The sequence below is a fragment of the Hymenobacter koreensis genome, from assembly GCF_039541855.1.
Lineage (GTDB): Bacteria > Bacteroidota > Bacteroidia > Cytophagales > Hymenobacteraceae > Solirubrum > Solirubrum koreensis.
Genome location: NZ_BAABHA010000002.1, coordinates 371,171 through 391,945 on the forward strand (window position 1 = coordinate 371,171; position 20,775 = coordinate 391,945).

A 20,775-nucleotide genomic window follows, 5' to 3' on the forward strand; every position below is an offset into this window, starting at 1 on the left:
ACCAGTCGTTCGGGACGATTTTTTTGCGACGATTTTACTTTTATTGGTTAATACCTAACATTTATTGAATACATGCAACATTTTGCACTTTTCAAGGCATTCCGCTTCTTAAGGCCGCTCCGTTCAACGGGCTTCGAAACAAAAACCCTCACCCGTAAGTTACGCCGCTTATGAAAGTAACCATCGGGCGAACCGAACATTTCAACGCGGCCCATCGTCTCTACCGTCCAGACTGGTCGGATGAGCAGAACACGAAAGTGTTTGGCCTATGCAACAACCCCAATTACCACGGCCATAATTACGTACTCACGGTGCGTCTTACCGGGGTGCCTAACCCTGAAACCGGCTACCTGTACGACCTCAAAGACCTGAGCACGCTCATCAAGCGCGAGATTCTGGATACCTTTGACCACCGAAACCTCAACCTCGACACCGAGGATTTCCGTCACCTCAACCCTACGGCCGAAAACATTGCCGTGGCCTGCTGGAACCGGTTGCGGCCGCACCTGGCGTCCGAGCTGACTCTATCGGTCACTCTTTTTGAGACCGACCGCAATTTTGTAGAATACCATGGCTGATAAGCCCGACCCTACGGCTGCCGAAGCGGCGGCCGATGCTCACTTAACTCCCGCACTGCGTACACCCCTGCGGTCCGACGCTTTTGCGCTGAGCAACGACGAGAAAATTGACGGCATTGAAGAGCACTTCCGCCACATTATGGATTTGCTCGGGCTGGATTTAACCGACGACAGCCTGAAAGGCACGCCCCGCCGCGTGGCCAAGATGTACGTAAACGAGTGGTTTCGTGGCCTCGACCCTGAAAACCGCCCGGAAGTACGCCTCTTCGATAACCGCTACGACTACCACCGCATGCTGGTAGAGCGCGACATCACGCTCTTTTCCTGCTGCGAACACCACTTCGTGCCCATAATTGGCAAGGCCCACGTGGCATACCTGCCGGCCGGCAACGTGGTGGGCCTTTCCAAGCTGAACCGCGTGGTGCAGTACTACGCCCGGCGCCCACAAGTGCAGGAGCGGCTTACCCGTCAAATTGCGGAGGAGCTCAAGCAAGCCCTGCATACCGACGATGTAGCCGTGCTCATCGAAGCCGACCATTTGTGCGTAATGAGCCGTGGCGTGAACGACACAAGTAGCTCCACCATCACGGCCGAGTACGGTGGGGCGTTTGGCGAGGATGAGAAGCTGCGCAGCGAGTTTTTACGGCTGATCGGCAAATGAGTCGGTTAGGCAAATAGCCCTTTGACTTACTTGAAAGCGGTAGCACCATCTGCCCCCGAAAGGTGTTTAAAAGTGTGGCTGCTTCGGTGTTTGCTTCGCCTTCCTGCTTTTTCATTCTCACCGACTAGCTTTGCGGCCTTTTGGTGCTAACGCCTAAGCGTAGTGCCGCCGATTCTTATGAAACAGTCGTTGCGTAAAGTGTTGATTTCGGGTGGACGGGGCCTTATTGGCATGCGCCTTTCCGAAATGCTGATTGATGCGGGGTATGAAGTGGCGCATCTGAGCCGGCAAACCTCGCGTGGCCATTACTGCTCGTTCCGTTGGGACCCGGCTACTGGCCAAATTGATGAGGGCGCCATTGCTTACCCCGATTACGTGGTAAACCTCGCCGGTTCCTCCGTGTCGGAGGGCAAGTGGACGGAGGAACGCAAGCGCGACATTATGGCCAGCCGTGTGGGCGGCACCAACCTGCTGGCCCGCGAACTGCGAGAGAAACCGCACCACGTAAAAGCGTTCATATCGGCCTCGGCCATTGGCATTTATGGCGACGCCAACGGCCGCCTGCTCGATGAAACCACGCCTCCAGCCCCAGCCGACGACTTTTTGGCCGACGTGGCTACCCAGTGGGAACAGGCAGCCCATCAAGTTGCCGAGCTGGGCATTCGAACTGTGGTAACGCGCATTGGCATTGTGCTAAGCCACGAAGGCGGCGCCCTGCCCCAAATTGCGCGGCCTATTAAACTACTGGCCGGCGCGGCGCTGGGCTCGGGCAAGCAGTACATGTCGTGGGTGCACATCGACGACCTTTGCCGCCTGATTATTCAAATGATGGAGGAAACCGAGTGGCAGGGCACTTACAACGCCGTAGCCCCTAACCCGGTAACCAATCAGGAGTTTACCACCATCTTGGCCGATGTGCTGCACCGCCCGTTGGTACTGCCCAAAGTGCCCGAGTTCGGCCTTAAGCTGATGATGGGAGAAATGAGCGAGATTGTACTGGCCTCCCAACGCGTAAGTGCCCAGAAAGTACTGCAACAAGGTTTCCAGTTTGAATACCCACTGTTGAAACCGGCTCTGGAAGCGCTGTACAGCGACCAGGAATAAGGCAATTAGGTGCGCCCAAGCAAGCCGCGGAAAAGCGCAAGCACTTTTGTTCTGCAGCTGCTTAAAGACGTAATAGGCAGTTCGGCTAAAAGACACCGCACGAACCTAGGCGTTGGCAAAAAAGTCCATCTACTCTGCAAGCACCGTTACTTATGCGGTAGCTAGCAGATCAAAATTTGGTTTGCCAACGGGCGGGTGCAACTTACCGGCATGATCAAGGCTGGAAAAGCATGTATAAGCCTATTGCTGTTGCTTGGGTTGGCTGGTGTATTCTATCTGAACGCAGCTCTGTTCCGCCACCATCCGATTGTATTGGTGCAGGGCAAACCGCTAGATGCTGACGTACTGGCGCAGCTTCACCACCTAAAAACGCAGCTACACACAGGCGCCGCAGATGAGATGCAGGCGCTTTACCCCGAAGGCTTCGTGTTTCTGAATGCGCTCTACAGCTTGGCTTGGAGCGAGGTTGGCGCAGCAGTACCGCAAGGCACGACCGTGCACCGCGAAGCCATTACCGAGAGCAGATGGGCGGTGCGGGAAATAGCATCGAACCAGGCCCGTAGTGTTTTTGATTCTGAATTACCCCTACCCTACGGAGCATTTTACAACGGCTGGCTGGGCTACGCGCTTGGCAAGCATTTGCAAACGTTACCCCCAGAGGATCGGCGCACACCAGAAGCCGCGCTTTTCCAGCGCACCTGTGCGCAAATAGCCCAGGCCGTAGCCGACAGTCTCTCTCCTTATCCTGAGTCTTATAGCGGAGCGGTTTGGCCCGCCGATGCCACGGTATGCCTGGCAGCGCTGGCCCTGCACGACCGACTATACTCGCCTCTTTATCAAACAACCATACAGTCGTGGATACGGCGCGTTAGCCTCCGAACCGATTCGCTGGGGTTCATACCGCACGAGGCGGCACCGCGTACCGGGCAGGTTCGAGCGGCAGCCCGCGGCTCCTCGCAAAGCCTGATCCTCAGCTTACTTATGGATATCGACCCCAAGTTTGGCCAGCAGTACTTCACGCGCTACCTCTATTATTTTGCAGACCAACGCTTAGGATTACCGGGAATACGCGAGTATCCCAAGGGCTCGGCCGGCACCGGCGACATCGACTCCGGTCCCGTGATTTGGGACATAGGTGGCGCAGCTTCGGTAGTGGGTCGGCGTACTGCCCAGCAATACGGCAATGCAGAGCTTGCCGTAGGCTTGCGCAACAGCATCGAGGCTTTCGGCATGGCTGGCACCACAAATGCCAAACGCTCCTACCTTTTTGGGAAGCTGCCCATAGCCGACGCCTTTATTGCCTGGAGCAACACCTCGGCATTGCACAAGCCGTTGGAAGCGGATACCAACTGGCGCTGGCGGTTTCAGTTGCTGTCCTTGGCTGGGAGCTGTGTACTGCTGGGCCTTTTGCGTGTGCTGTGGCGCAAACCGCAGAACGCCAGATAAACTCGCTACGGAGTCTTCAGGCTATCGGGCACGTCCGCCGCACCGCTGTTGATCTGTTCGAGCAGATTATCTACCGCTATCGAATCAATCTGCACGGTTTCGCGCTTGGGGCGGGAATAGTCTTCGGTGTAACAGATGTACTTCTTGTTGATTTTACCCGCGTACTTCGGAAACGGCCCCATGGTAATGTCGAGCTTTGGGTCGCGGTAGAGCTTCTCCATGTACGTACCGAAAACGGGCAGCGCCATGCGGCCGCCTTCGCCCTGCTGGGTGCGGAAGAAGTGAATGGAGCGGTCTTCGCCGCCCACCCACACGCCGGTAACCAAGTCTTTGGTCACGCCCATGTACCAGCCGTCGGAGTAGTTGGACGTGGTGCCGGTTTTGCCGCCAATCTGGTTGTTCTTCTTCCACAGCTCGTACTCCCACAAAGCCTGCGAGGTGCCGCCGGGCTCGTCCATGCCGCCGCGCAGCATGTACAACATCAGCCACGCCGTTTCGGCCGGAATTACCCGCTTTTGTTGCGGATCGAACTGTTTGATGACGTTGCCGTTGCGGTCTTCGATGCGGGTTACGATAAGCGGTTCGGTGCGGAAGCCGCCGTTCACGAAAGTGCTGTAAGCGTTTACCATTTCGTACACGCTCACGTCGCCGCCCGAGCCGAGGCCGATGCTGGGTACCGGCAGCAAGCGGCTGCGAATACCCACTTTATGAGCGTATTTGGCCACTTCTTCCCAGCCCACGCGCTCGGTTAGCTGAGCCGTTACGGAGTTTACCGAACGGGCCATAGCATGGCGCAGCGTCATGTTAATGCCGGTGTACTCCCGGGTTACGTTGTCGGGCTGCCACTCCATGGGCTTGCCGTTCTCCACGTACTTAATGGTTACGCGCTGGTCCCGAATTCGGTCACAAGGCGCGTAGCCTTTGTCGAGGGCGGTGAGGTACACGAAGGGCTTGAACGTGGAACCGGCTTGGCGCTTGCCCTGCTTTACGTGGTCGTACTGGAAGAAACGGTAGTTCAGACCGCCCACCCACGCTTTCACGTAGCCGGTGTGCGGGTCCATGCTCATCATGCCGGCTTGCAGAAAGTGCTTGTAATAGGCCAGCGAATCGAGCGGCGACAGAATAAGCGTGGTGTCACCGTCGCCCTTCCAGGTAAACACCTTCATGGGGCGCTTGGCGTTCAGGGCCGAATCCAGCCGTGCAGGTTGCCCTTTGTAGCGCTCGGCCAGCCGCTTGTAGAGGTCGGTGCGCTTGATCTGAGTTTCGATGAAGTTCGGAATTTCGTTGCCTTCTTCATCCACCCACGGGTTCGAGCCGCGGTTACGCCAGAACCTGTCGAACTGCTGCTGCAGGGCCTTCATGCGCTTTTGCACAGCTTCCTCGGCGTGGGCCTGCATGCGCGAATCGAGGGTGGTGTAAATCTTCAGCCCGTCGCGGTACATGTCGTAGCCGTTCTTTTCGCACCAGGCATTCACGAACGAGCTGATAGCGCCACGAAAGTAGTTTTCGGGCCCGTCGACGTGCTTTTCCACTTGGTACTGCAGCACAATGGGCTCGGCCTGGAGCTGTTGCACTTCGGCGGCAGTTAAAATACCGGACTGGCCCATGCGCTGCAACACCAGGTTACGGCGTTTGGTGGAGGCTTCGGGATGAAAGCGCGGATTGTAAGCCGTGGGGTTGTTAAGCACGCCCACCAGCACGGCCGCCTGCGAGGGCGTGAGGCTGTCGGGCGAGGTGCTGAAGAAGGTTTTGGCGGCTACTTTAATGCCGAAGGCGTTCGAGCCGTACTCCACGGTGTTGAGGTACATCCGCAGAATTTCCTCCTTCGTGTAGCGACGTTCCAGCTCCACGGCCGTCAGCCATTCTTTCATTTTGGCCACGAGCGTGTTTACCACCGGCACGTGCCCCAGCAAGCCGCGGGTTTCGCCGCGGCGGGTTTTATAGAGGTTTTTGGCCAGCTGCTGAGTAATGGTGGAACCTCCGCGCTTGTCGCCGCGCAGGGCCGCGTACACCGACCCCACCAAGGCTTGCGGGTCGATGCCGGCGTGCTCGTAATAGCGCACGTCCTCGGTGGCCACCAAAGCCTTAATGAGCACCGGCGCCATTTTGCTGAGCGGCACCGGCGAACGGTTTTCGCGGTAATAGCGACCAATGAGCAAACCATCGGATGTGTACAGTTCCGAAGGCTGCTCCACTTTGGGGTTTTCCAGCTCTTCTAATCCCGGCGACTTGCCAAACAGGAACAGAAAATTAGTGGCTACCAAGATGGGCAAGAGCAGGAAAAATCCAGCCGCGGCCGCAAAACCCGCCCATAGCAAGCGCGAAAAGCGGTTGGGCCACGACCGTTTGGGCCGTGCCACCTGGGGCTGAAGAGGGTTCGTTTTCAGAGCTTCTTTCGGAGGCATTGGACGGCAGTCACCGGGCGTGAGTCGCATTCGCAGGCCGGCGGGAATACAAATATACCGGTTAGGTCCGGGGCACGCGGCAAAAGAACCGGCATCAATCGGCAAGCCTTGCTCTTGGCAGTCCATCTGTACCACCACTAGCGTGTGCCCGCGGCCGGCAGAAGCGCATTATCCTTTGCCGGGCCAATTGTATTTCGCAATAGCTTTTGCAGGGCCACTAAGTTGCGGAAGCTGAACGGCTTGTGCTATGTTTGCAGCATTACAGCGCATAAACATCTCATTTTCAGACTTCGTACTTAAATTCATATTTTACTATGAGAAAAGCTTACGTCTTCTCTCGCATTGCTGCTTTCCGGTTGCTTAGCCTAACTGCAAGTGTGGGCCTTGTAGTTGTGGGGCAAACTCATGCGCAATCGGTAGGGATTGGCACTACCACGCCCGATACCAAGGCGGCGCTGGACATCAGCAGTACCGATAAAGGCCTGCTCGTACCGCGCCTCACCGAAGCCCAGCGCACGGCCATGGGCAGCAGCGGTTTGCCAGCAGGCCTCATGGTGTTTCAGACCGATGGTACCCGCCCCGGTTTCTGGTACTTTTTTGGCGGGCAGTGGCTGGCGCTGCCCAACCAGCAGACCGCCGGCGACAACCTGGGCAACCACACCGCCACCCAACCGCTGCGGTTCTCGAGCAACGAGAGTGATAAAATTCTGTTCACCCCGTCCGGCCTGAACGGCTCCCGGCTCCGGCATAACTTCGACTGGTCCTTCGAGTACATTGCTGGCCCAAGTTCGGGAGGCTTTACCTCCGGGTCCCACATCTTCTATACCTACCAAGCCGGATTGGGCTACACTGAGCGGCTGCGCGTTAACCCAAACGGCAACGTGGGCCTAGGCACCTCCAGCCCTGACCTCCGCCTGGAAATCAACGGCTCGGCGTACGTAAACGCCGAGAACAGCGGCTTCATTGCCGACGAAGGCGGACAACGACGCGTAGGGCTGATGAAGTACGCCGGCCGCCAAGCCGGCATCTGGCGCGCCGGCACGCGGCCGTTTGAAATCGGCCGGGCCAACGTCAGCGACCTGGCAGCAGCAACCGCCAGCAACCAGTTCGTGACTGACCTCTACGTATCGGGCGACGGCCGGGTGGGCATCGGCAGCACCGCCCCGGAACAGCAGCTCGACGTGAGGGGCAACGTAGCAGCCAACAACGCACAACTTCGCGACCGGGCTGGCAACGGGAATACCTTGCTGGCCGTTAATAACGACGGTTTTGTGGTACGTCCGCGCACCTTCAGTGCCGATGCGCCCAACGGCGGGTTGCTGGGTTTTCAAACCACGCGCTTCGTGTGGAATCATAACCTGGGCCGCAAGCCACTGATTATGGCGGGCGTTGAAATACTGAACTTCAGTGACGACGCCCTCCTGCTGGTTTCCTACCGCCACATTGATGATAACAACGTTTCGATTGCCGTGCGTAATATGGATAACAACGCGGGGGCGCGGCGCAATTTTATCGTAAAAGCCGTCATTGTTGACTGATTCGGCACATTTTCTACTGGGCTTAGTGGTTCTTACAGACGGTAAAACACCTGTGCCACTGGCAGGAGGCTTAGCAGCAAATGAGTAACTACCGGTGCCTCCGCTAGAAAACCAGCGCTACGCAGCAACCAAAGGTTATGAGGCTTGCCAGAAACCACCCACCCAAGGAAACCAGCCGGAACAGCTGTTGCAGCCACCATTGCGGCAATTGCCCGGCCAGCCGCCATAGCAAATACGGCGCGTGCCACCCCAGCACGCACAACCCCGCCAGGCTCAGCTTCAGCGTTTGTTCCCGGTGCTGCACCGGGTTCAACCACAGCTCATTTTCCAGAATCAGGCTCAAAACGCCCAGCACTACTGCGGCCCCGCCCAGCAGAAATGCCGCGCGGTAGCGGCCCGAACGGGCTTCCCACACCGACCAAACCAGCGCCACCCACTTCATCGGTTCTGGTGGTTAAGTGCCGCAATGGTGAGCGTGTCTTTAAGCTGTTGGGCGCGGGCCATCCAGCGGCCGGCTTCGCCACCGGAGTGCAAGCCAGCAGCGAGTAGGTGGGCAAGTGGGCTTAATACAGTAGCCATGGGAAAGGGAGGAGTCAGGCGCCGAATGCCAGAGTTGAGGCAGAACGATGCCGGTTGGCTTGGACCTGATCGGCCGAAACCGAAGCCGCTTTTTCCTGTCCGCGCACCCGAATGGTTTCGGGGTGGCGGAGCATTTCCATGGCCCGCTCCCATTCCGCCGAAACGGATGCCGCGAAGCCCACGGGCCCCACGCCGGCGGCCCACAAGGTGCGGTTGTAGCTCAGCCATACCAGCACCGTGGTGCCCATCATTAGCACCGCGTGCAGCCGTTGCCGCCACCACCACCCAACGGCGCTGCTTTTGCGGCGTTCCTCGCCCAGCGTAAAACACTGGAAGTTGATGTGCATTTCCTCGTCGCGCAGGATGCGCAGGCACAGTTGCTGCAGCAAACTGGAGTAGGTAGCGTGGTACAAGGCCCGGTAATACACCGCCGCAATGATTTCGGCCGTGAGCAGCACCCGAATGGTGTGCTCCAGCGTGCCCCACTGGCGCAACCACCGGAAGGCGCCGTCGAGCCAGGTGGTGCGCAGGCAAGCCAGGCCCTGCTTGCTCAGGAAGCGGCCCAGCACCCGGGCATGAGCTTGCTCTTCGCTAATGAAAAGCCGGATGGCAGCCACGTAATCGGCATTGCCGGTGTCTTTGGCGCGTTGGTAGAGGTGCTTGCCCTCGGAGCTTTCACCCCGCTGAAAGTGCTGCAAAGAGCGGCCCACGGCCCGTCGTTCCCGGTCGGTGAAGCGGTAGGTATCGTCCCAGCTCAAGTCGTCGAGGTGGGTTTGGTTGGCGCGGAAATAGGCAGTCCAATTGGCAAAAGTCATGGCAGTAGCTAGGCTAGAAAAGTGGATGATTAGCGAGCCGCCGTGGGTTCAGCCGCCCGTACGGCGGAGGCAGACCTGCGCAAGCTTTGGTAGGCGGCCCAGTCGGCGTAGGTCCAGTCCTGCCAACTGGCCTGGGCTTCGTAATCGGCCCGCCACTCGGCTGCGCGGGCGTCTAGCATGCGTTGGGCGGTGGCAAGGTCCACGCGGGCAGGTTCGCGGTAGGTGTTCTGCACGCCGAAGTGCTGGTACTCGTTGAGCACCGCCCGGCGGGCCAGCAAGCTGGGCAGCACGCGGCCGGGCATGCGCAGCAGAAAGCCGAGGTCGAGGTGAGCGAGGTTCTTGCTGGGATGCTCGCGTTTACTGGTGAGGTTGTAGCGTGCAATCCAGATTTCCCAGTTGCCCAGCGCCAGCGCCAGGAGCACCGCGTAAGCCGCCAGGCTGTTGAGCCGCACCAAGCTAAAAGTTGAGCGGCGCTGCCAGATTTTTAGCAGAATAGTGGCCAGGCCAAAGAGCGTCAGCAGCAGGAAAAAGCACACCCCAACGCGCTTGTAGGCTAGGCCCATGTGCGTGATGTAGTAGTAGTTGCGCAGCCCGACAGACACGGCCAACACCGCGTTTTGCAGCACCCAAACGGTGGCGCCAAAGCGTAGCGCAGGCAGGCCCGGCTGGTAAAAGTTGAGGTTGCGCCGGAAAAACCACAGCACAATACCCATGGCCAGCAGAATACTGAAAATGAGCACGTAAGTACCCTCGTGCACAAACTGAGCAAGGTTAAAACCGGGGGCCGGCACAAAGCCAAACCACAGCCATTGCACGTCAATCACGTTTACAGCCAGCAGCAGCAGGTTCACCAAGCCAAACACCGCCAGTGCCGCCAGGTACTCCTTGCGCAAATCGGCCATCCGAAAGCGCGAGGCCTGAAAATTTGGATGGCGCACGCCGAAAGAAGCTACTCCGTCGCGGCGCCGGCGAATGAACTCGGGGAAACGGGCTTCCCACTGCGCCAGCCCCGGCACCGGCACCCGCAGCAGCACCCCGGCCGTAACCACCAGCCCCATGAGAAGAAACAGCACGTGCAGCACCGTAAGCTGCGGCAACAGCGCAGCCAGCCACTCTCCTATCTGGCTTAGCACCTTACCGGCTAGCGCGCCGTAGCGCGGATTGGCCACGGCAAACAGGAAGTGAAACACCGCCAGCACCGCTACCGGCACCAGAAAAAGCCGAGCGTACCAAACCACCCGGCCGGTTTGGCCCAGCCATTTGGGCGGACGCGTTAGCAACCGGGGCAACCCGGCGGCCACTTCTACCGCGCTACCCAAGCCCGTAAGCAAGGCCAACGCCAGCAGTTTCAGGTGTGGCTGGTTGGCGTAGCCCAGCAGCATCAGCAACGAGCCCACACAGGCAATGCCCGCAGCCGCCGAGCCATACAGGACCACCGCCCCACACGCTACCAGGGTGCCCCCCAGCAGTAGCCGGAAATACCCCGACCTCCATGCGGCCTTGGGTTGCCCAGCCAGCAGTACCACCACGGCCAGCAATGTGAACAGTGCCAGGTTCAGCCCTACGCCCTGATTCCAGAAAAAAATATCAAAAACCAATACTCCCAGCGGCAGCAGCAGTTTTTGAACGGCAGTAAGCACCAGCGGCGCCGGCCACGCGGCCGAAGCAGAAGCCCCGGCGGGTAACGCCACGGCACGGGAAGCAAAAAGGGGAAATGAATCCATATTTTGAAAGTGCTTTGAATTTCAAAGTTTAAGGACAAAAAAATTTAGTTGTCGCTTCGGAGGAGTTTTTCGAGGGTGCTCAGGTGGTCCTGAAACGCCTGTTTACCTTCCTTGCTGGCGCTGTAAGTAGTGTTGGGCTTTTTTCCCACAAACTGTTTGCTCACGAGCACATAGCCTACTTTTTCCAGGGCCGAGACGTGGCTGGCGAGGTTGCCGTCGGTTAGCTCCAAGGTTTCCTTCAGGTCGTTAAAGCTTACGGCGTCGTTGGCCATGAGCACGGCCATAACGCCCAGGCGCACGCGGTGGTCGAAGGCTTTGTTGAGCTGGTGGATTACGTGCTTCACGGGCGAGGGGCGCGTTCGTAGCGGTTGTACATGAGCAAGCCGTAACCAATATGGCCCAGCCCAAACCCAAGCGCAAAGAACAGGAAGGCATAGTTAGGCAGCAAACTGGCCACCAAGCCCAGTGCCAGCAAGCTATAACCCAGCAGCTTAATTTCGTCAACGGTGTACTTGCTGGCATTCAGCAGGGCCATTCCGTAGAACAGCAGCATGGCCGGCACTACCAGCCCGGCTGCGCCGCGCACGTACAACTGAATGCAGAACAGGCCACCGGCTACCAGCGGTAAGGCCAGGCTCCAGAACAGGCGGCGGGCTACGCCGTCCCACAACGAGCGGCCGTCTTGCTGGGCGCGCCGGCGCGTAAACCAGAAAGCCACCGCCAACGCCAGCAGCACCGTACCCAAGGCCAGCCCCAGCAGAAACGGCAACGTAGCCAGCCGGTCGGCTTCGGAACCTTCCATTAACTGCACGAAGCCGGAAGCTTCGCCTATCGAGTTGCCGTACACCTCGCCGCCCGTGCCGCGGAACTGCGTGTGGAGGTACCAATGCCCGAACGCCGCTCCCGCCAACGCCACCACGCCCGCCCCAATGCCGGAGAGGCCGCTGAGCGAAATGAACCGCGAAGAGCGTTCCATGATGGCGCGAATCTCGGTAAGCTGGGCTAACGGGTCGACGGCAGGCTTCATATTTTCAGAGCACTTTGTGTGACAAAGCTAACGTTTCCCTTTTTCTTCGCAATACCTTCATCCCACATTTTATTTTGGCATGAACCCTACCCGCGAAACGATTTACACTTATTTAACCAGTTGCCTGGGTGGCTCGCTCACCTCGGCCGTTGCGTTTACGTGGCGTGAATACCGATACGATATGCGCATAACCGGCGGGAATAATGACTCGCTGGCAACAGACCTAGGACAGTACCTGAGCGCCGGCTTAACTTTTTGGCTGCTGTTTCTGCTGGGCGGCCTGGTGCTGCTGGCCGTTTTTACTCCGATATATAGAACCATTACTTACCTCTTGGAGCGCCGCGCCCAGCCGTGGCTGGTATTGCTAAGCCAGCTGGTTCTGGTGGTGATGCTGTACCTCATATGCCAGGCATTGGGGAACAAGTGGGCAATGGGCCCTCAGGTAACGGCCAACGTCCGTTTGTTTATCGGGTTCCCGGTGTTGGCAGCCTGTGCAGCCATCTACTTTTACTTCGAGCGTAGCGCCACGCACTCGTAACCGTTCGTTCCGTGAAGCTTCGCCTGCACTTGTTTGAGTTTGAAGACCAGCCGTGGTTTCCCGCGGTCATTCGGGCAGGCATGATGGATTACCTGCGCTTCATGATTACGCGGCTGCACACTTACCGTCCCATTGCGCCGCTGCTGGCCGAAGGATTGCGCCGCACCGATCAAACCAACGTACTGGAGTTGTGTGCCGGAGCCGGTGGCGGTGCCGAAGACGTATTACTGACCCTGCAGAAGTTAGGATTGGCCGAAGCCTGCATCACGCTCACCGATTTATACCCGCAGCCTGAAGCCTGGGCGCACATCCGGCGCCAAACAGGCGGTGCTATCGGCTTTGCTCCCGCATCGGTAAATGCCTTGCAGGTACCGGCCGAACTACCGGGCTTTCGAGCCGTGTTTTCGGCTTTCCACCACTTCCGGCCGGCCATGGCCGAAGCCCTGCTGCGCGACGCCGTACTGGCTGGGCGCGGCGTGGGGGTATTCGAAGGGGCGGGCAAGCACTGGCTCGAATTACTGCTGGCCTGCACGGTTATGCCGGTGGCCTTGCTGCTCATTACGCCCTTTATCCGGCCGTTTCGGCTGAGTCGGCTGGTGTTTACGTACCTCCTACCGCTCATTCCGCTGTTTACCATTTGGGACGGCATGATCAGCATTCTGCGCATGTACCCGCCTGATACGCTACTTGCCTTGGCCCGCCGCGCTGACCCCGAGGAGCGGTACGTTTGGCAAGCCGGCAAAAAACGCCACTCCTGGGGCCCTGAGGTTACTTACCTCGTGGGCTGGCCGAAATAGCCCGCAAGGGCCGTTAGCAGGCGGCCAGCATGGCCGCGTGTGCTGCCAGTGCGCGGAAATTGCAGTTCCCGGAAATGCGAACTAAAAGTTCGCGCTACATTCGGCGGCCCGCCCGCTTTGCTTCTATGCTCCCAGCCTACCGTCGCGCTCTGCTGCTGTTACGCATCCCGTTTTCGGTGTACCTCATGCCGGTGTTCTGGTTTGCGCTGAGTGCGCTGCGTGAACCGTTTTCCTGGGGGCGGGCGGCGGCGGTATTCCTCGTCATTCACCTGTTGGCTTATCCGGCTTCCAACGGGTACAACTCCTGGTTCGACCGCGACGAGGGTAGCATCGGCGGGCTAGAACGCCCACCGCAGGTTACTCGCGAGCTGTGGCACTTGGTGGTACTTTTTGATGCCCTGGCCGTGCTGGGGGCGCTGCTGGTTTCGGGGCCGTTTGCGCTGCTGATGGCCGGCTACCTGCTGGTTTCGAAGGCGTACAGCTACGATAAGATTCGCCTGAAAAAGTACCCCATCATCAGTACGCTGGTGGTTGTGGTTTTTCAGGGGGCTTATACTTTCTGGATGACGCAGGTGGCCGTGGGCGCTACTGCCGCCGAAATCTACGCGCCGCAAAACCTGGTGCTGGCCCTGGTAAGCAGTCTGTTTTTATGCGGCTCTTACCCGCTCACGCAGGTATACCAGCACCAGGAAGACGCCCGCCGCGGCGACCAAACCCTGAGTTTGTTGCTGGGCATTCGGGGTACGTTTGTTTTTGCGGCTGGCGGGCTGTTGCTAGGCGCTGCGGTGTTGGGCGCGGCCTATGTGTGGCGCGCGGAACCGCGCAACTTGGTGGTGTTTGCCGTGGCTACGCTGCCCGTAGTGGCGTTGTTCAGCCGTTGGGCGTGGCAAGCTTGGAACAACCCGGCCGCCGCCGATTTCCGCCGTACCATGCGCATGAACCAGGTGTCGTCGTTGTGCCTGAGTGCAGCCTTTCTGTTGATGCTGGCGTTGCGTTACTGGATGCACTAAGGAGTTAAACAAGCCGTTATAAGTCCGTATTCCTGCGGAGTAAACGTACCGGCTGCCCCTATCGTACCATCTATCATGCTAACGCGCTACTGCACATTCCCCTTGCTCGTTGCGCTGCTGGCGGCGTGCTCCTCCCCCACCACCGACCGCACCACCAGCGCACCCGCCGCCTCCGACTCGTCCGACGCGGCACCGGTTGAACCCATGGATACCGCCGCCGCCTCGGTCGCCCATGCCACCTCCGATACCCTAAAAGCGGTGCGCAAGCGCCGTTTGTTCTCCTCGCCCACCGCGCCGGACTTGTTCCAATTGGTGCTACGCGGCGACTCGTTGCTGAGCAGCGAAGCCACGTTCAGCATAACTGCCGCCGACGGCACCGTAATTTTCCGCGAAGCCCTGTCGTCGGCCGACTTGGAGGCGGCCATGGTGTACGAGATGAAGAAGCCCGGCGCCACCAAGGCTGAGCGCGAAGCCTACATTCGGCGCCGCATGGATGAGTTTTTCGCTGACAAAAACTTCCGTACTCCCGCCATCGGCCCGCAGGAAAGCTACCAGCCGGGCACCGTGGACCGCGCCGTGTGGGATGATTTGCGCCGCCGCACGGGTGTGGTAGCCTTTCAATACTTGGTGGGCAAGGAAGACGGCCGCCGCATTGCGTGGTCGCCGCTACGCAAGCAGGTGGTGCGCTACGGCTCGTTTGGGGGTTAACGCGGTTGCCGGCACCGCGGCCGCAGCTATTCTTTAGCCGTGTCGTGCAGCAATTGCTCTATACCCGCTTTCAGGGTTTCGTACGGTTGGTAGCCGCGAGCCAGCACGTACCCTTGTTGGCCGTGCGCAAAAATCAGCGTAGGGAAACCTTGCACCCCTAGGCGCTGTACTACTTCGAATTCCTGCTGCGTGGCTTGCCGCACGGAGTCGCTGTCCCACCACCGGCGGAATTCTGCTGCATCCAACCCAAACGCCAGCGCCAACTGCTCATAGGTTTCGGCAGCGTTCAGGTCGCGGCCTTCGCCAAAATGTGCCTGCTGAATGGCGTGCGCAAAGGCTATTTCGCGCCCTAGCGGATCGAGTTGTTTGAATGTTTGCAGCGCCCGGCTCGGCGGCTCGGAGTTGTTAATGTAGCTGCCCTCCTCGCCCAGTTGCCGGAACGCAGAGCCGAATTGCACGCCCGTTACGTTCTCCACTTGCACCAAGGCCTGCCCGATGTAGTCCCACGATTCACGTATTGGTCCTACATCGTCGCCGGTTACCATGCCGCCGCTGAGCACCGTAATAGGCAGCCGCTCGGCGTATTCGGCGGCGAGTTGCTGCATTACCGGGCTCATGCCGAAGCACCAGCCGCACAGCGGATCGAATATGTAAAGCAGTTGGGCGTCGGGCAGGGCAGCGCGTGTTTCCATGGGCCAAACATAGGCATTAGCGTCGGTGCTGGCCTCCGCACCGCCTCACGTTACCTGACAAAAGGGGCCTTTCCGTCCTTAAGACCAGCATAAGCGTGGGTTTCTGTCTATATTCCGCTTCCGCTTTTATAGGTATTGCTTTATGTCAGCTCACGCTGCGGTTGTTGCCGAATCCCTTGGTACGTGTGCCACGTGTAGGGCCCCTTTACACGGCCCGTTTTGCTCGGAGTGCGGCGAGAAACGCCTTAACCGCCACGATTATTCCCTCAAGCACTTTCTCGAGCACGCCGTCGATACCGTCACGCACTTTGATCTGCGCGTGTTGCGCGACTTGTGGTGGCAGGTACGTCGGCCGGGCTGGCTGGCCGCCGAGTGGTTACAGGGGCGTCGGGTACACCACGCGCCGCCCATGCAGCTGTTTCTGATTACCAACCTGCTGTTTTACCTCGTGGCCGGCTTTACCCATTTCAGCCCTTTCCAAACCAAGCTTCAGTATCACCTGGGTTCTGGCTTCGGAGGTTTCGCCCAGCGTCTCCTCGACAAACGCTTAGCCCAAGCCACTCTCTCGCTGGCCGACTTTACCACGCGCTTCGATACACTGGTTCACGTGTACTCCAAGAGCCTGGTTTTTCTGTTCATTCCCATGCTGGCTCTGCCCTTGTGGCTGCTGTTTCGGCGGCAGCGGCGCTATTTTGTGGAGTGGCTGACGTTGAGCACTTACATGTTCGGCGGCATTTTGCTGCTTTTTGGGGCGGCCGCCGTGTTTTCCCTCACCGCAAGGCTGCTGCCGGTAACGCGGCCGGTTTTCATCAGCAACGACCTCATCACCGGTGTCATGTTTGCGCTGACTACCACTTATTTCGCCCTGTTCATGGGCGGCGCCTTTCCCACGCAACCCCTCTGGAAACGAGTGCTGAAGGCCACCTTGATGACGGCTTTTTTCCTAGTGGCGTTGGTTATTCCGTACCGCTTCGTCCTGTTCATGGTAACGTACTGGTCGATTTAAATTTCGGCTAACCATAAAAGCCAAAAAGCCCGCTGCAATTGTTTCAGCGGGCTTTTTGATACTAGAAGGCAGGCGTTTAGCCGTTCATCGACACCAGGAATTCCAGGTTGTCCTTGGTGCCGCGCATGCGGTCCTTGAGGAACTCCATGGCCTCCGTGGCCGACATATCCGACATGAACTTGCGCAGCACCCAGGTGCGACTCAGCTCTTCCTTGCCCATCAGCAGGTCTTCGCGGCGGGTGCCCGAAGCCGGTACGTCGATGGCCGGGAACACACGCTTGTTGGCCAGTTTGCGGTCCAGTACCAGTTCCATGTTACCGGTACCCTTAAATTCCTCGAAGATAACTTCGTCCATCTTCGAGCCGGTGTCTACCAAGGCGGTAGCCACGATGGTGAGCGAACCGCCGTTTTCCACGTTACGGGCCGCACCGAAGAAGCGCTTAGGCTTCTGCAGGGCCCCAGCATCGATACCACCCGACAGGATACGGCTCGACGAAGGCTGCACTGTATTGTAGGCGCGAGCCAAACGCGTAATCGAGTCGAGCAGGATAACCACGTCGTGGCCGCACTCCACGAGGCGCTTGGCTTTGTCGAGGGCCATGCCGGCAATTTTCACGTGGCGGTCGGCCGTTTCGTCGAAGGTCGAGCTGAGTACTTCGGCTTTCACCGTACGCTGCATCTCGGTTACTTCCTCCGGGCGCTCGTCGATGAGCAGCACGATGAGGTATACCTCGGGGTGGTTTTCGGCAATGGCGTTGGCAATTTCCTGCAACAGCACCGTTTTACCCACTTTCGGCTGAGCCACAATCAGACCGCGCTGCCCTTTGCCAATGGGGGCAAACAGGTCGAGGATGCGCGTGGAAAGCTGTGAGGGCGTGGTGGTGAGTTTCAGGCGCTCATCGGCGAAAAGCGGCGTGAGGTGCGAGAAGGAAATCCGGTCGCGCACATCTTCCACCGAGCGGCCGTTGATGCTTTCCACCGAAACCAGCGCGTAGTACTTCTCGCCTTCTTTGGGCGGACGCACCGAGCACTTCACCGTGTCGCCGGCCTTCAGCGAGTACTGCTTTACCTGCTGCGGCGACACGTAAATGTCATCGGGCGAGGCAAAGTAGTTGTAGTAGGGCGAGCGGAGGAAGCCGTAGCCACCGTCGGGCATCATTTCCAAGGCGCCTTCGCTCGGAATTACGATATCGAGCGACTCCACGCGCGGCGGTTGCTGCTGGCGGGGCTGGTCGCCGCGTTGCTGCTGATCGGGACGGTCGGTGCGCTCCGGGCGGTCGGGTCGCTGATCAGGGCGTTGTTGCTCCATGCGCTCGGGACGATCTGGGCGGTCTGGGCGTTCCGGACGGTCCATACGCGGTTGGCGCGGGTCGCGGCCAAAACGGTCGTCGCGGCGTGGCTGGTCGCGCGGGTCGCGGCCGTCGCGCTGGGGTTGCGGTGCCAGCGGAGCCCGTTGCTCGGTTCCGGGAACAGCCGGCTGTTCACGCGGGTCGCGGACTTCGCGCAGCTCGGCGCCGGGCTCGGGGGGAGCTACTACTGGGGCTGGGTTGCGGCGGAAATCATCGCGACGGCCTTCGCGGGGCTCGCGCATGGTGCGGCCAGGCTGGGGCACTACAAAGCGTTGAACCGGGGGCTGTACGGGCGCTTGAGCCGCAGCCGGGCGGTTTTCGCGGGATGCCTCGGTGGTTTGGGGCTCGGTGGCTACCGGCGCGGTGGCATCGGGCGCAACCGAGGCTACGGCCGGTACCTCTACGGGCTGCGGAGCGGCCGGAGAGTCGGGGGCGTCAATCGTTACGCCGGGCGACAAGGCCTCTGCCGGAGCCGCTGTGGGCCGGGCGCGGCGGTCAGGGCGTTGGCCCGGACGGGCAGCGCGGCCGTTTACGGCGGGGGCCGCAGCAGGCGCGACGGGGGCAGCTGGAGCTTCCGCTGCAGCTGGAGCTTCCGCTGCAACTGGAGCCACAACCTCGGCAGAAGCGGCTACGGGGGCGGTGCGGGCGGGGGCAGCCGTACGGGCCGGACGCCGCTCTACACGGGCTGGCGCAGCCGGAGCAGCGGCAACGGGTTCGGTGGCAACAACGGCGGCCGGCCGGTTTTTGCTGGGCAATTGCTCGGGCGGCGTAATAGCCTGCTGGTCGAGAATTTTGTAGATGAGGTCCTGCTTGCTTAGGCGGCGAAAATTGCCAACGTTCAAGGATTCGGCAACCTCTTTCAGCTCGGACAGCAAACGGTCCTTCAGCTCATCAATAGTGTACATACAGGGGTATGGGAGGAAGATAATTGGGTGGCCGCGCCCTACGATGGCCGCGCAAACAGCGGCGGCATCAATGGAAAAGCCAAAAAGGCGGGGCGCATCCGCGCGGGGCAAGGGAAAAAACAAGTAGGGACTCCGGTACTGGAATCAATCGGGCCGCGGCAGCACGGGTGTAGCACCCGGCGGGACCCGGCATCAGTGGCCGGCTTGCTAGCGCAATGTTACACATTACGCCTAAATCGCCCAACAAGATACGTTGATTTTGTGATTGGCGAACTGAAGTTTGTATTTCCTGCTCGTATAGATTGAAAACCTACACCCCGGACTTGCTCCCGCGCCAGCTACAACCTCTTCATCAGCTAGCTGCGGCACATATTAGCCGATGCCCTTAGTTTTGACCAAGGGCAGTGTAGCATCGCACCGGGTTTGGCACTTACTGTGCAACTTGGTTATGCGTAGCGCATATCCAACATTGGTTTTCCGCTTCCATTAGAGCCGATTATATAAGCATCGTTTCCTTGCCGCGGGCGAAAACTGCTACTTTTGCCCCGTTCCATTGCGTATTGTCGCTTCTGTATGCTGCAAGTTTCCGTCCTGAAAGAGCAAACCGACCGTGTGCTGGCCGGCCTTACTAAAAAAAACTACCCCAACGCCGAAGCCGAGGTGCAGCGCATTTTGGAGCTGGACCAGCGCCGCAAGCAGCTGCAAACCGAGCACGACCAGTCTCAGGCCGAAGCCAACGAGCTGGCCCGCCAGATTGGGGGACTAATGAAAAGCGGCGACAAAGCCGGAGCTGAAACCTTGAAAGCCCGCACCGCTGAGCTTAAAGGCCAGACCAAAACCGCCGCTGAGGAGCTAACCCAGGTAGAAAGCGAACTGCAGAACGCCCTTTACCGCCTGCCTAATTTGCCCCACGAGAGCGTACCCCAGGGCCGCTCGGCCGATGACAACGAGGTGGTGCGCGAAGTAGGCGTGCAGCCCACGCTGCCCGAAGGCGCCCAGCCTCATTGGGAGCTGATCAAGAAGTACGACATCATCGATTTTGAGCTGGGCAACAAGATTACCGGCGCCGGCTTTCCCGTGTACAAGGGCCAGGGCGCCCGGTTGCAGCGGGCCCTCATCAACTTTTTCCTCGACGAGGCCATGGCGGCCGGCTACACCGAAATACAGCCGCCCATTCTTATCAATGAAGCCTCGGGCTACGGCACCGGTCAGCTGCCCGACAAAGAGGGCCAGATGTACCACGCCACCGCCGATGACCTCTACCTGATTCCGACGGCCGAGGTGCCCATTACCAACCTTTACCGCGACGAAGTGGTGAGCGTGGACCGCCTGCCCATTCGCAACACTGGCTACACGCCCTGCTTCCGCCGCGAAGCGGGTTCGTGGGGGGCGCACGTGCGCGGCCTCAACCGCCTGCACCAGTTCGACAAAGTTGAAATCGTGGAAATAGACCTGCCCGAACGCAGCTACGCCACGCTGGAGCGCATGCTGGGCCACATTGAAGGACTGTTGCAGAAGCTGGAGCTGCCTTACCGCGTATTGCGCCTCTGCGGCGGCGACATGGGCTTCACTTCCGCTCTTACTTACGACTTAGAGGTGTGGAGTGCCGCGCAAGGCCGCTGGCTGGAAGTATCGTCGTGCTCGAACTTCGAAACCTACCAGGCCAACCGCCTCAAGCTGCGCTACAAGGACGCCAACGGCAAAAATCAGCTGCTGCATACGCTTAATGGCTCGGCCCTAGCCTTGCCGCGCATTGTGGCCGCCTTGCTGGAAAACAACCAAACGCCTGATGGCATCCGCCTGCCGCAGGTGCTGCACCGCTACTGTGGGTTTGAGCAGATTGGGTAATTGCCCCTTGGCTGAAAGGAAGCCGGGCTGGTTTATACCAGCCCG

Annotated in this window: 20 protein-coding genes; 11 read left to right on the forward strand and 9 right to left on the reverse strand. The window is 59.4% G+C overall.

What is annotated here, in order from left to right; genetic code table 11:
• Positions 1–170: 170 nt before the first annotated feature.
• From ABD903_RS04480 to ABD903_RS04495, 4 genes are all read left to right on the forward strand, one after another.
• Positions 171–578, forward strand: a complete 408-nt coding sequence (locus ABD903_RS04480; protein WP_345221780.1) for a 6-pyruvoyl trahydropterin synthase family protein — start codon at positions 171–173, stop codon at positions 576–578.
• The gene (gene folE / locus ABD903_RS04485) at positions 571–1,239 is read left to right on the forward strand and encodes a GTP cyclohydrolase I FolE (RefSeq protein ID WP_345221781.1); all 669 of its coding nucleotides are present in this window, start codon (positions 571–573) and stop codon (positions 1,237–1,239) included. Before ABD903_RS04480 ends, folE begins: the two co-directional genes overlap by 8 nt.
• A 177-nt stretch (positions 1,240–1,416) precedes the next feature.
• Positions 1,417–2,343 carry a TIGR01777 family oxidoreductase gene (locus ABD903_RS04490; protein WP_345221783.1) on the forward strand — a complete coding sequence of 309 codons (927 nt, stop codon included), beginning with the start codon at positions 1,417–1,419 and terminating at the stop codon, positions 2,341–2,343.
• A 210-nt stretch (positions 2,344–2,553) separates the two neighbouring features.
• On the forward strand, positions 2,554–3,789 hold the full coding sequence (locus ABD903_RS04495; protein WP_345221785.1) for a hypothetical protein: 1,236 nt from the start codon (positions 2,554–2,556) through the stop codon (positions 3,787–3,789).
• Positions 3,790–3,794: 5 nt separating this feature from the next.
• Here ABD903_RS04495 and ABD903_RS04500 read toward each other — a convergent pair whose 3' ends face one another.
• Positions 3,795–6,053: a transglycosylase domain-containing protein gene (locus ABD903_RS04500; protein WP_345221786.1), complete on the reverse strand. Its 2,259-nt coding sequence runs from the start codon at positions 6,051–6,053 to the stop codon at positions 3,795–3,797.
• Between the two features lie 455 nt (positions 6,054–6,508).
• Between ABD903_RS04500 and ABD903_RS04505 the strand changes: the two genes are divergently transcribed.
• Positions 6,509–7,732 carry a hypothetical protein gene (locus ABD903_RS04505; protein WP_345221789.1) on the forward strand — a complete coding sequence of 408 codons (1,224 nt, stop codon included), beginning with the start codon at positions 6,509–6,511 and terminating at the stop codon, positions 7,730–7,732.
• 103 nt (positions 7,733–7,835) lie between these two features.
• Here the strand turns inward: ABD903_RS04505 and ABD903_RS04510 are convergent, their stop codons facing one another.
• The 6 genes from ABD903_RS04510 to ABD903_RS04535 are packed head-to-tail and all read right to left on the reverse strand — an operon-like array spanning position 7,836 to position 11,877.
• Positions 7,836–8,174 carry a hypothetical protein gene (locus ABD903_RS04510; RefSeq protein WP_345221791.1) on the reverse strand — a complete coding sequence of 113 codons (339 nt, stop codon included), beginning with the start codon at positions 8,172–8,174 and terminating at the stop codon, positions 7,836–7,838.
• Positions 8,171–8,311: a hypothetical protein gene (locus ABD903_RS04515; RefSeq protein ID WP_345221793.1), complete on the reverse strand. Its 141-nt coding sequence runs from the start codon at positions 8,309–8,311 to the stop codon at positions 8,171–8,173. The genes ABD903_RS04510 and ABD903_RS04515 overlap by 4 nt, the downstream gene beginning before the upstream one ends.
• Positions 8,312–8,325: 14 nt before the next feature.
• A complete protein-coding gene (locus tag ABD903_RS04520) occupies positions 8,326–9,126 on the reverse strand; it encodes a ferritin-like domain-containing protein (protein WP_345221794.1) in 801 nt (266 codons plus the stop codon).
• A gap of 29 nt (positions 9,127–9,155) precedes the next feature.
• Complete coding sequence (locus tag ABD903_RS04525; RefSeq protein ID WP_345221796.1) at positions 9,156–10,850, reverse strand: DUF4153 domain-containing protein; 1,695 nt, start codon at positions 10,848–10,850, stop codon at positions 9,156–9,158.
• Positions 10,851–10,894: 44 nt separating this feature from the next.
• A complete protein-coding gene (locus ABD903_RS04530) occupies positions 10,895–11,194 on the reverse strand; it encodes a winged helix-turn-helix domain-containing protein (RefSeq protein ID WP_345221798.1) in 300 nt (99 codons plus the stop codon).
• Positions 11,191–11,877, reverse strand: a complete 687-nt coding sequence (locus tag ABD903_RS04535) for a hypothetical protein (RefSeq protein WP_345221799.1) — start codon at positions 11,875–11,877, stop codon at positions 11,191–11,193. The genes ABD903_RS04530 and ABD903_RS04535 overlap by 4 nt, the downstream gene beginning before the upstream one ends.
• Before the next feature lie 79 nt (positions 11,878–11,956).
• Between ABD903_RS04535 and ABD903_RS04540 the strand changes: the two genes are divergently transcribed.
• From ABD903_RS04540 to ABD903_RS04555, 4 genes are all read left to right on the forward strand, one after another.
• The gene (locus tag ABD903_RS04540; RefSeq protein WP_345221801.1) at positions 11,957–12,415 is read left to right on the forward strand and encodes a hypothetical protein; all 459 of its coding nucleotides are present in this window, start codon (positions 11,957–11,959) and stop codon (positions 12,413–12,415) included.
• A gap of 11 nt (positions 12,416–12,426) precedes the next feature.
• On the forward strand, positions 12,427–13,212 hold the full coding sequence (locus tag ABD903_RS04545) for a class I SAM-dependent methyltransferase (RefSeq protein ID WP_345221802.1): 786 nt from the start codon (positions 12,427–12,429) through the stop codon (positions 13,210–13,212).
• Positions 13,213–13,337: 125 nt separating this feature from the next.
• Positions 13,338–14,222, forward strand: coding sequence for a UbiA family prenyltransferase (locus ABD903_RS04550; RefSeq protein ID WP_345221804.1), 885 nt, complete (start codon positions 13,338–13,340; stop codon positions 14,220–14,222).
• A 75-nt stretch (positions 14,223–14,297) separates the two neighbouring features.
• Positions 14,298–14,930 (forward strand): hypothetical protein, encoded by a 633-nt coding sequence (locus ABD903_RS04555; RefSeq protein WP_345221805.1) that lies wholly within the window; start codon positions 14,298–14,300, stop codon positions 14,928–14,930.
• Positions 14,931–14,956: 26 nt separating this feature from the next.
• Here the strand turns inward: ABD903_RS04555 and ABD903_RS04560 are convergent, their stop codons facing one another.
• On the reverse strand, positions 14,957–15,622 hold the full coding sequence (locus ABD903_RS04560; protein ID WP_345221807.1) for a DsbA family protein: 666 nt from the start codon (positions 15,620–15,622) through the stop codon (positions 14,957–14,959).
• Between the two features lie 142 nt (positions 15,623–15,764).
• Between ABD903_RS04560 and ABD903_RS04565 the strand changes: the two genes are divergently transcribed.
• Complete coding sequence (locus ABD903_RS04565) at positions 15,765–16,628, forward strand: DUF3667 domain-containing protein (protein WP_345221809.1); 864 nt, start codon at positions 15,765–15,767, stop codon at positions 16,626–16,628.
• A gap of 76 nt (positions 16,629–16,704) precedes the next feature.
• On the opposite strand, the gene rho is transcribed toward ABD903_RS04565, so the two are convergent.
• Positions 16,705–18,882: a transcription termination factor Rho gene (rho, locus tag ABD903_RS04570; RefSeq protein WP_345221810.1), complete on the reverse strand. Its 2,178-nt coding sequence runs from the start codon at positions 18,880–18,882 to the stop codon at positions 16,705–16,707.
• 573 nt (positions 18,883–19,455) lie between these two features.
• On the opposite strand from rho, the gene serS reads away from it, so the two are divergent.
• Entirely contained in the window at positions 19,456–20,730 is a 1,275-nt protein-coding gene (gene serS, locus ABD903_RS04575) for a serine--tRNA ligase (protein WP_345221812.1), read from the forward strand.
• Positions 20,731–20,775: the final 45 nt, after the last annotated feature.

Coding starts and splice junctions, on each gene's coding strand:
- ABD903_RS04480 (WP_345221780.1), top strand. CDS start 171: ATGAAAGTAACCATCGGGCGAACCGAACATTTCAACGCGGCCCATCGT.
- folE (WP_345221781.1), top strand. CDS start 571: ATGGCTGATAAGCCCGACCCTACGGCTGCCGAAGCGGCGGCCGATGCT.
- ABD903_RS04490 (WP_345221783.1), top strand. CDS start 1,417: ATGAAACAGTCGTTGCGTAAAGTGTTGATTTCGGGTGGACGGGGCCTT.
- ABD903_RS04495 (WP_345221785.1), top strand. CDS start 2,554: ATGATCAAGGCTGGAAAAGCATGTATAAGCCTATTGCTGTTGCTTGGG.
- ABD903_RS04505 (WP_345221789.1), top strand. CDS start 6,509: ATGAGAAAAGCTTACGTCTTCTCTCGCATTGCTGCTTTCCGGTTGCTT.
- ABD903_RS04510 (WP_345221791.1), bottom strand. CDS start 8,174: ATGAAGTGGGTGGCGCTGGTTTGGTCGGTGTGGGAAGCCCGTTCGGGC.
- ABD903_RS04515 (WP_345221793.1), bottom strand. CDS start 8,311: ATGGCTACTGTATTAAGCCCACTTGCCCACCTACTCGCTGCTGGCTTG.
- ABD903_RS04520 (WP_345221794.1), bottom strand. CDS start 9,126: ATGACTTTTGCCAATTGGACTGCCTATTTCCGCGCCAACCAAACCCAC.
- ABD903_RS04525 (WP_345221796.1), bottom strand. CDS start 10,850: ATGGATTCATTTCCCCTTTTTGCTTCCCGTGCCGTGGCGTTACCCGCC.
- ABD903_RS04535 (WP_345221799.1), bottom strand. CDS start 11,877: ATGAAGCCTGCCGTCGACCCGTTAGCCCAGCTTACCGAGATTCGCGCC.
- ABD903_RS04540 (WP_345221801.1), top strand. CDS start 11,957: ATGAACCCTACCCGCGAAACGATTTACACTTATTTAACCAGTTGCCTG.
- ABD903_RS04550 (WP_345221804.1), top strand. CDS start 13,338: ATGCTCCCAGCCTACCGTCGCGCTCTGCTGCTGTTACGCATCCCGTTT.
- ABD903_RS04555 (WP_345221805.1), top strand. CDS start 14,298: ATGCTAACGCGCTACTGCACATTCCCCTTGCTCGTTGCGCTGCTGGCG.
- ABD903_RS04560 (WP_345221807.1), bottom strand. CDS start 15,622: ATGGAAACACGCGCTGCCCTGCCCGACGCCCAACTGCTTTACATATTC.
- ABD903_RS04565 (WP_345221809.1), top strand. CDS start 15,765: ATGTCAGCTCACGCTGCGGTTGTTGCCGAATCCCTTGGTACGTGTGCC.
- rho (WP_345221810.1), bottom strand. CDS start 18,882: ATGTACACTATTGATGAGCTGAAGGACCGTTTGCTGTCCGAGCTGAAA.
- serS (WP_345221812.1), top strand. CDS start 19,456: ATGCTGCAAGTTTCCGTCCTGAAAGAGCAAACCGACCGTGTGCTGGCC.